Below are 8,606 nucleotides of genomic sequence, written 5' to 3'. Positions count from 1 at the left end.
GTTGAGTATTGTACTATTTTGTTTTTAATTGACTATATTTCAAAGCTTATTTTAAAACCCAAACCAATGCCGATTATACGATTTATCCGAAATTCGCGGTTTTCAGACGACCTCTAGTTCTAAAAAAGTCGTCTGAAACGCTGGCACTACTTTGTTAATGCAGATTTCTAAACTGCTCGAGGAAGGCGGGAATACCGGGCAGCATGCCTACTGCGCCCATTGCTGCGCAGAGGATGACAAAGCCGACGGTAGGTACGACGACGCGACCCATAAAGCCGAGTTCCGCGCTGCGTTCTTTACATCCGATTAAACCCAAGTTATCCAAAAGCATGGTCAGCGACCAGCCGAAAACGGGATTGACCAGCGCAGAGGAGAACACAACGATGGCGGCAGACTGGGTAGTTTTACCCTTGCGCGTCATTTCCATGCCTGCTTCCAAAAGCGGGACATAGACGCCGACAATCAGCGCAACGCTCAATACAGGCTGCCAAATCGCCAAATCCATGGGATAGCCCCAGACGGATGCAATGATACAGAACAAGGCAGTCAGTATCGCGCCTGCGGGAATCGGTCGTTTGGCGATGGAAGCGGGAACGATGTAGGTTCCCCATGAAGATGTAAAGTTCGCGCCGCCCAATATAGAGCCTGCGACTTGGCGGACGGAACAGGTGAACATGGTGTCGTCGATGTTCATCAAGGCTTTTTCGGATCGCTCGGGATAGCTGATTTTTTGGAACACTTGATGCCCTAAGAAATCAGGCGACCACATGGCAACGGCGAGTACGGCAAAGGGGAATACGACCAAAAAGCTGTCCATCGTCGGTAAACCCATCATCCAGCCGGTATTTTCACCCCACCAGTAGGCAGGACTCATGGGCGGCAGGCCAGGAGCGGTTTGGAAGGAAAACGGCGCACCCAAAAGATAGGCGGTAAAGCCTGCCAGCACGCAGCCCAATGGGACGGCAAGCCAACGCTTGCGCCAATGTTCCAGCAGCGCATAGAGCAGGATAGTGCCGATTATCACGATGAAGGCGATGTAGCTTTTGTCAAAACCGCCTGCCCATTCAAAGAGTTTCTTGACCTGTCCGGTCGTGCCAACGAAGCCCAGATACAGCAGCAGCCCGCCGCATACGCCGTTGCTTGTCAGTTTCGCCATCAGGCTGCCTCCCTTGGTAATGCCCAGCAAGAAGCCGAACACTCCAATCAACAAACCGAAAGCCAGCGGATGTCCGCCCGCAGCAACGACAACGGGAATCAGCGGAATCAACGGCCCGTGTGTACCGGGTAAGTTGGAAGTGGGAAGAAAGAGGCCGGAAAGCAGCAGGATGAAGATTGAAGCAATCAGCAGCTCGTAACGGACGTTTTGCGGCAGAAAGGTGTCGGGCAGACCCAACGGCACGGCAAACGCCGCCGCCACTGCGCTGACCATCACCACCTTGCCAATCGTTCCCGCCACAGCAGGAATCAGGTCTTCGGGTTCGAAGCGGTAATCGCGAAACGGCAGATTGAGTCGCCAGCGTTTGGGCTGCATGATTTGCAGCTCGTGGTCCAAATACGCCTCACGGTTTTCAAAGTCCGACGGTGGCTTGTGCATGCCGGAATATGATGTGTCGTGGTTCATAATTTCTCCTTTGGTTGACTTGTTTTTGGTTTTGTCGGCAATCGCCGTCCGACATTTTATAGCGGATTAACTTTAAACCAGTACGGCGTTGCCTCGCCTTGCCGTACTATCTGTACTGTCTGTGGCTTCGTCGCCTTGTCCTGATTTAAAATTTAATCCACTATATATCCGCTCCGAAAGCGGCTATACACGGCAAAGCCGGTAGTCGGGATCGGGCTGCATTGTCAACAATTTAGTTCTTGAATGCTAACACACAAATTATCCGGCTTAGGTGGAAATTTTCGTTTTGGTATGAATAAGTTGGAAAAACAACAAAAAAGGTCGTCTGAAAATTTTCAGACGACCTTTGTTTAGATTTAAGCCTTAGGTTTTTTCTTGAGCGCGGCGTTCAGGATGCACCCTAAAATAAAGCCGACGGTTGCGGGCAGCAGCCAACCCAGTCCGACGTTGTAAAGCGGCAGTGCGCCGTTGATGTCGGCGGCGACTTCTTCGCTGAAACCGAACGCGGCTTTATAGGCATCGAGCAAACCGACTGCCAGCGTTGCCATCATGGTGCAGAAATAGACGATGCGGCTGCCGCCGAACAGTTTGTGCAGGAAGACCAGCAGGATGATGACGATGGTCAGCGGGTACAGCAGCATCAGCATTGGGATGGAAAAGATCAGGATGGAGGACAGGCCTTTGTTCGCCAACGCCATAGACACGACCGTATTGATGACGACGAACATTTTGTAAGGAATACCGGGACACAGGCGGTTGAAATATTCGGAACATGATGTAATCAGTCCGACGGCGGTACTCAAGCAGGCGAGCAGGACGATGACGCCCAAGAGGATGTTTCCGGGGACGCCGAAGTAGAAATTCGCGGTTTTCGACAACACTTCCGCGCCGTTTTCCTGAAGTCCCAAACCTGACACGCTGGTCGCGCCCATATAGCCGATGAAGAGGTACACCAAAGCCAGACAAGATGCGGCGACGATGCCTGAAACGGCGGTCGTCCGCAGCAGCTCGGAGCGGTTGTCCACGCCCATCGCGCGCACGGCGTCAATGACGATAATGGAGAACACCAGCGAAGCGAGTGCGTCCATTGTGCCGTAGCCCTCCAAAATGCCTTTTATGAACGGACGGAGGGCAAAATCGCCTTGTGCCGCAGCGGGAACGCCCATCGGATTCAACGCGGCGTAGCCGACCAAAACGGCAATCGTCAAAAGCAATACGGGGGTCAGGATTTTACCGATGCGGTCCACCAGCTTGCCCGGCGACATCGACAGCCAATACGCCACGCCGAAAAACGCCACGCTGAACGCCGCCAGCCCGACTATTTTCTGGCTTTCATTCAAAAACGGCGCAACGGCAATCTCAAACGACACCGTCGCCGTACGCGGCATGGCAAACAAAGGCCCGATGGACAAATACAGTGCGACGGCAAACGCCACGCCGTACCAAGGCGCAACCCTGGATGCCAGCGCCTGCACATCGCGCGAACCGGAATAGCCGATGGCAATCACGCCCAACAGCGGTAGGCCCGCGCCGGTCAACAGGAAACCCGTCATCGCAGAGAACCAGCTTTCCCCCGCCTGTTGTCCGAGATAAGCGGGAAAAATCAGATTGCCCGCACCGAAAAACAAAGCGAACAACATCAAACCGACCGCCCACAGCGAGGCTTTACGGTTGAGCGGGGAAACACTGTTCATAAATTCGTACCTGTTTGTTTATAGTGGATTAACTTTAAACCAGTACGGCGTTGCCTCGCCTTAGCTCAAAGAGAACGATTCTCTAAGGTGCTGAAGCACCAAGTGAATCGGTTCCGTACTATCTGTACTGTCTGCGGCTTCGTCGCCTTGTCCTGATTTAAATTTAATCCACTATATAAAGGACAGTTGATGGAAATGGGTATGGGTTTGCCAAGCGTGAAATCATCATGCCGTTTCGCCTTCAACGTCGGCGTAGGGGTCGTCTGAAACGCCCTCTTCCGCTTCCGGGCGTTCTAAATTTTCCTGTTTCAGGCTGATTTCGATTTCGCCGTAGCTGTCCGGCTGGACGATGCGGACCAAACCTTCTTTGGCAAGCTCCAAGAGCGCGATGAAATTGACGACCACATACGCCGCGCCCTGCTCCGGTTTGAACAAATCGCTGAATTTGCATATCCCGCTCTCGTTCAGGCGACGTAAAACCGCCGTCATCTGCGCGCGCACGGAAATGGTTTCCTGAATCACTTCATGGCTGCGCGTATGTTTCGCCCGCGACAAAATGCCCAGCCACGCCTGCGTCAAATCGGCGACATACACCTCCGGCAGCTTCGCTTCGACCGCGATTTCCAATGGAAGATACGCCCAAGCAAAATCCCGTCCCGCGCGCGGCAACGCATCCAAACCCTGCGCCGCCAGTTTCATCTGTTCATAAGCCAAAAGGCGGCGCACCAGCTCGGCACGCGGATCCGCCTCCTCATCCTCGACCTCTTCGGGACGCGGCAGCAGTAGGCGCGATTTGATTTCAATCAGCATCGCCGCCATCAAAAGATATTCCGCCGCCAAATCAAACTGATACGCTTCCATTTGGGCGATATAGTGCAGATATTGCTCGGTAATCTTCACCATCGGAATATCGAGAACGTCGATATTCTGTTTGCGGATCAGGTAAAGCAGCAAATCCAACGGCCCTTGGAAGCTGCTTAAGACAACCTTCAAAGCATCGGGCGGAATAAACAAATCCTGCGGCAAATCGGTTACGGGTTGACCGAATACCCACGCGACAGTATGTTCAGACGACGTTGCCGCGGCGGAAGGAATAAGGTGTTCTGAAGGCATGTTTAGAGGAGCTTTTTCTTATTAGGTTTGATGGGTGGTTAATCAATAACGGGGTCGTCTGAAAACGCAGCGGGTTTCGCCAAAACGAGTGCAGCAAAACAAAAATCAGCCTTTTTTGCGTTGGCTTTTCAAAGAAGCGATGGCAATGGCAAGCGTTTGCGCCAACGCCATACCCAGCAGCGGCAAAACGGCGAAAAACGAACCGGTCAGCACCGTAACGGCATCGCGGGAAAACACAAAGCCATCGCGCGCCAGCATTGCGATTATCCAAGCCGACAATAGCAGCCATTCGCAACCGACCAAAAACCAAATCATCCCGACCGAGCAGCGTTTGCGCCACTTCATGATGGCAGCGTGCAAAAGGCTGAATATCGGAACGGACAGGAAAGGATAAAGGAAATTGGTAAACGGCCGCGGAGAGCCGTCCTGAAAACACAAATAATCGCCCGACTGCATGTCGCATCCCATCGCGCCAAACATCGGATCGACGGCATACATCAACACGCCGAACCAAACCGCATAAATCAGGCTGGCAATAAAATAGGCTTTGAAAAATCGGTTCATAGGCAAAAAAGGTCGTCTGAAAAAATAAATTTCAAAAGGCTTAAACCCACATCAAATTTTCTGATTGGCATTTGCAGAAGAGACCAACACACTCAGGGCTTGAACTGCTGCCATGCCATAAACAGGCAATCCGAAAAAAAGAAGTCCCGTTATTGCCGTCCAACTACTATCCAGACTACTCCACTCCCACAGCAAAAAAACGAACCAAACAATCAACCATTCGACAATAGGCAAGGCAAGAGTCATCGAAGTTGTACAGCGTTTGGTCCACTTCATAATGCCGGCATTGAGTAGGGACAATAACATTACAGATAAAAACGGAAAGAAGAAAAACTTCAAAGACACTTTCTCAAAAGCCGACATTTCATGAGCTCGTGAACAATACTCTGCATACTGTTCATTGTCAGCGTCAATATCAAAACATTCGAATCCTGAAAACAGCAAACCGACACTGTACACCAGCAAACCGAAGACAACAGCATAAATCAGGCTACTGATAAAGTAGGCTTTAAAAAATCGATTCATCTCACTTCCGTCCCGCAATATGTTCTACCGCCGCCTGCGCACAATACAGCCCAAACGAAGCCGTCACCAGCATACTCGCGCCATAGCCCGCGCAGGACAGCCCTTGCGGCGCGGTATCGGTCGAACACGCTTCGCCAGATTGCGGCGGCGTAATGTTCTCAGTCGAGAACACACACGGCACGCGCATTTTTTCTTTGGTATCGCGGCTGAAGCCGTAGCGTTTGCGCAAGGTGTAGCGCAGGTTGGCAAGCAGCGGGTCGTGGGTAACGCGGCTCAAATCAGCGGTTTGAATCAATGCCGGATTTTTCTGTCCGCCCGCGCCGCCGCTGAGGATAAACGGCTGATTGTGCCGCACAAAATAAGCCGCCATCGCCGCCTTGACACGCACTTGGTCTATCGCGTCGATCACAAAGTCGAAAGGTCGTCTGAAAAGCGTTTCGAGATTGTCTTCCGTCACAAAATCCTCGATTTCCTCCACTTCGCATTGCGGATTGATTTGAGCAATGCGTTCGCGCAACGCCGTCACCTTCGCCTTGCCGAAATCGTCGGTCAGCGCATGAAGCTGGCGGTTGACATTGGACTCGGCGACGTTGTCCAAATCAATCAAGGTCAAACGACCGATGCCCGTCCGCGCCAAAGCCTCCACCGCCCAAGAACCTACCCCGCCCACGCCGACCACGCAGACGTGCGCGCGCGAAAACCGCGCCAGTGCTTCATCTCCATAGAGTCTGGCAATACCGCCGAAACGGCGCGAAGGAAGAAAAACGGTGTCGTTCATACCCAACCTTGTGATATATCAATAAATGAATGAAAATCAACGCAAAACGCTGCGGACGAATGCGACACATATTATACTGGAAAGCAGACGGGCTGTTGCAGCAGCCCGAAAGAGTCTATAATCGTTTCATAACGGACCCTTCCCAACCGCATGAAACAAAGTGCCGCCTTCGGCGCAAAAGGAGAATGAACTATGTACAAACATCTGGTTGTAGCCGTTGACGGCAGCGAAACTTCCCTCAACGCCCTGAAACACGCCGCCGAGTTGGCAAGCGTCAACAACGCCCGCCTGACTTTGGTACACGTCGCCAACCCCGCCGAATACATGGCGCTCGCCCCCGAATTCCTGCAACACGAAAGCTACGAGGCCGCCGCCGTCGCCCAAGGCAACGAAGTTTTGGACTTCGCTGAAAAAACCGCCCGAGAAAACGGCGTGGAAAACATTGTCAAACACCTGCTGGTCGCCAACAAAGGCGCACGCGAAATGGCGCAGGATTTGGTCGATTACGCCGATGAAAACGGCGCCGACCTGCTGGTACTCGGCACACACGGCCGAACCGGCCTGATGCACCTCCTGATGGGCAGCTTCGCCGAAACCGTTATGCGCCAAAGCCACCTGCCGCTTCTGATTATCCGCAGCAAAGCGGAAGAAGCGTAAGGGGCTGCCCTACTGAAGAAGGTCGTCTGAAACTGCTTCGACAGACGCAGTTTCGATAATGTCCTTATCCGTCAAATAGAAAGGTCGTCTGAAAACCTGAAACTTGGTTTTCAGACGACCTTTGTCTTGTAATCCGTTTTATCCGTCCGTTTTCAGCAGCCGCAAGAAGCCTCGTCCGATGCCTGAAGGCTCAAGGCTTTGCGTTTTTTGGCTTTTTCATAACGGCAGCGTTGGCGCTCGGTGGTAATTTCCAACGGCGGGACGGGAACAGGTTTGCCGTCTTCAACCGCGACCATGGTGAAGTAGCAGCTGTTGGTATGGCGCACTTCGCCGGTGCGGATGTTTTGCGCTTCGACGCGGATGCCGATTTCCATGGAAGTTCTGCCCGTGTAGTTGACGCTGGCGTAGAAAGTTACCAAGTCGCCGACGTGTATCGGCTCTTTAAACAAGACTTTATCGACAGACAGGGTAACGCAGTAGTTGCCGCTGTAACGGCTGGCGCAGGAATAAGCGACTTGGTCGAGCAGGCGCAAAAGTTCGCCGCCGTGGACGTTGCCGCTGAAATTGGCGGTGTCGGGCATCATCAGTTCGGACATGATGAGTTCGTGTGAAGGGAGTTGGCGGGTTTGGTCCATGGTGTTCCTCTTTTAAAAATGAATGTTTGTGTTAGACGGGCGGCCGTTCAGTGGCTGGGATGGTTTTCAGACGACCTTGCCGATTGTATTTAATATATGAATATACGGAAATTGGATTTTTTTATGGGTTTATAACCATTTTCTGCGCGAGAAGAAAATCAGCAGCCCGACGATGATGCACAGCATCAAACCTAAAACGATAAAATAGCCGTAATGCCAATGCAGCTCGGGCATGTTGTCGAAGTTCATGCCGTAGATGCCGGTGATGACGGTCAGCGGCATGAAGATGATGGTGATGACGGTCAGGACGCGCATCTGCTGGTTCATGCGGTTGGACTGGAAGGAAAGGTAGATGTCCATCATGCTCAACACCATGTCGCGCGAGGCGTCGAGCGATTCGATAAGCTGCATGTTGTGGTCGTAAACGTCGCGCAGATAGACGGTGGACTCGCCTTTGAAAATGGTGAAATCGACGCGCACGGCAAGCTGATAGAACACGTCGCGCAAAGGCAAGAGCGTGCGGCGAAGGCGGACGGCATCGCGCTTGAGGCGGTGGATTTTGCCGAGGATGTCGCTGTTTTCATCTTTAAACAGGGATTTGTCTATGGCTTCGACGCGGTTATTGTATTCTTCCAAGACGATGAAATAGTCGTCCACGATGCGGTCGAGCAGGCAATAGGCGAGAAAGGCGGTGTTTTTACCGAGGATGCCGCGCAGGTTTTCGCTCATTTGACGGCGCAACTGGCTGAACAGGCCCAGCGGTTTTTGCTGGAACGACAACACGAAATCCTTGCCGATAATCAGATAAACTTGGTCGGAATTCAGTTTGCCGGCAGCGGTGTAGTGGTAAACCTGAGCGGCGATAAACAGATAATTGTCGTAGTCTTCGATTTTGGGGCGCTGTTTGCGGCTGAGGATGTCTTCGATGACCAGCTCGTGGATACCGTAAGGCTCCAGCGTGTGTTTGAGCAGCGCGGCGTCGTTGATGCCGACGAAATGCAGCCAGTTGGTCTGCCCCG

General features: G+C 52.5%; 9 protein-coding genes. 1 reads left to right on the top strand and 8 read right to left on the bottom strand.

Annotated elements, in window-relative coordinates:
• Positions 1–154 precede the first annotated feature (154 nt).
• The 6 genes from HMPREF1051_RS02090 to HMPREF1051_RS02065 all read right to left on the bottom strand — a co-directional run bounded on the left by HMPREF1051_RS02090 (position 155) and on the right by HMPREF1051_RS02065 (position 6,295).
• Positions 155–1,621, bottom strand: coding sequence for a DUF3360 family protein (locus tag HMPREF1051_RS02090; protein WP_003763712.1), 1,467 nt, complete (start codon positions 1,619–1,621; stop codon positions 155–157).
• A 356-nt stretch (positions 1,622–1,977) separates the two neighbouring features.
• Complete coding sequence (brnQ, locus tag HMPREF1051_RS02085) at positions 1,978–3,315, bottom strand: branched-chain amino acid transport system II carrier protein (RefSeq protein ID WP_003763709.1); 1,338 nt, start codon at positions 3,313–3,315, stop codon at positions 1,978–1,980.
• 225 nt (positions 3,316–3,540) lie between these two features.
• Positions 3,541–4,428: a segregation and condensation protein A gene (locus HMPREF1051_RS02080; protein ID WP_003763718.1), complete on the bottom strand. Its 888-nt coding sequence runs from the start codon at positions 4,426–4,428 to the stop codon at positions 3,541–3,543.
• Positions 4,429–4,533: 105 nt separating this feature from the next.
• Positions 4,534–4,992, bottom strand: coding sequence for a hypothetical protein (locus tag HMPREF1051_RS02075; RefSeq protein ID WP_003763708.1), 459 nt, complete (start codon positions 4,990–4,992; stop codon positions 4,534–4,536).
• Between the two features lie 51 nt (positions 4,993–5,043).
• The gene (locus HMPREF1051_RS02070) at positions 5,044–5,517 is read right to left on the bottom strand and encodes a hypothetical protein (protein ID WP_003763711.1); all 474 of its coding nucleotides are present in this window, start codon (positions 5,515–5,517) and stop codon (positions 5,044–5,046) included.
• A gap of 1 nt (position 5,518) precedes the next feature.
• A complete protein-coding gene (locus HMPREF1051_RS02065; protein ID WP_003763714.1) occupies positions 5,519–6,295 on the bottom strand; it encodes a tRNA threonylcarbamoyladenosine dehydratase in 777 nt (258 codons plus the stop codon).
• 192 nt (positions 6,296–6,487) lie between these two features.
• On the opposite strand from HMPREF1051_RS02065, the gene HMPREF1051_RS02060 reads away from it, so the two are divergent.
• Positions 6,488–6,952: a universal stress protein gene (locus HMPREF1051_RS02060; protein WP_003755397.1), complete on the top strand. Its 465-nt coding sequence runs from the start codon at positions 6,488–6,490 to the stop codon at positions 6,950–6,952.
• Between the two features lie 152 nt (positions 6,953–7,104).
• On the opposite strand, the gene HMPREF1051_RS02055 is transcribed toward HMPREF1051_RS02060, so the two are convergent.
• Positions 7,105–7,587 (bottom strand): acyl-CoA thioesterase, encoded by a 483-nt coding sequence (locus HMPREF1051_RS02055; RefSeq protein ID WP_003755401.1) that lies wholly within the window; start codon positions 7,585–7,587, stop codon positions 7,105–7,107.
• Between the two features lie 129 nt (positions 7,588–7,716).
• Positions 7,717–8,606, bottom strand: an 890-nt coding sequence (corA, locus tag HMPREF1051_RS02050) for a magnesium/cobalt transporter CorA (protein WP_003763716.1), incomplete at its 5' end; no start/stop codon positions are given.

The organism is Neisseria sicca VK64 (assembly GCF_000260655.1).
Classification (GTDB): Bacteria; Pseudomonadota; Gammaproteobacteria; order Burkholderiales; family Neisseriaceae; genus Neisseria; species Neisseria sicca_B.
The sequence above is the reverse complement of the archived record's forward strand: the minus strand, read 5'-3'. Positions and strand labels throughout refer to the sequence as shown.